Annotated in this window: 1 protein-coding gene; it reads right to left on the bottom strand. The window is 52.0% G+C overall.

The features are described from left to right. Positions 1-440: ATP-binding cassette domain-containing protein (locus tag ACTHTQ_RS11420; RefSeq protein WP_440363981.1), on the bottom strand; the 440-nt coding region annotated here is incomplete at both ends.

Genomic DNA, 440 nt, shown 5'->3' with positions numbered 1-440 from the left:
CGCCTTCACAAGCCAAGATATGCTTAGCGATACGGTCGAGGAACCAGCGGTCGTGCGAAATGACCATCACGCTACCGGCAAATTCCAACAATGCGTCTTCCAACGCGCGCAGAGTTTCTACGTCGAAGTCGTTGGACGGTTCGTCCAGCAGCAAGACATTGCCGCCGCTCAACAAGGTTTTTGCCAAGTGCAGACGGCCGCGTTCGCCGCCCGACAATTGACCTGCGATTTTGCTTTGTTCGCTGCCTTTGAAATTAAAGCGTCCCAAATATTGACGGGCAGGAATTTCAAACTGACCAACCTGTAAAATGTCGCGGCCTTCGGCGATGTTTTCGAACACGGTTTTATCGTTTTGCAAACCTTCGCGGCTTTGGTCAATCAGGCTCATTTTCACGGTTTGGCCGATTTTCACTTCGCCGGAATCAGGCTGCTCTTTGCCC

Source organism: Neisseria sp. P0020.S003 (genome assembly GCF_051957095.1).
In the GTDB taxonomy this organism is placed as follows: domain Bacteria; phylum Pseudomonadota; class Gammaproteobacteria; order Burkholderiales; family Neisseriaceae; genus Neisseria; species Neisseria subflava.
Note: the sequence above shows the minus strand (reverse complement) of the source record. Positions and strands in the feature narration are given on the sequence as shown.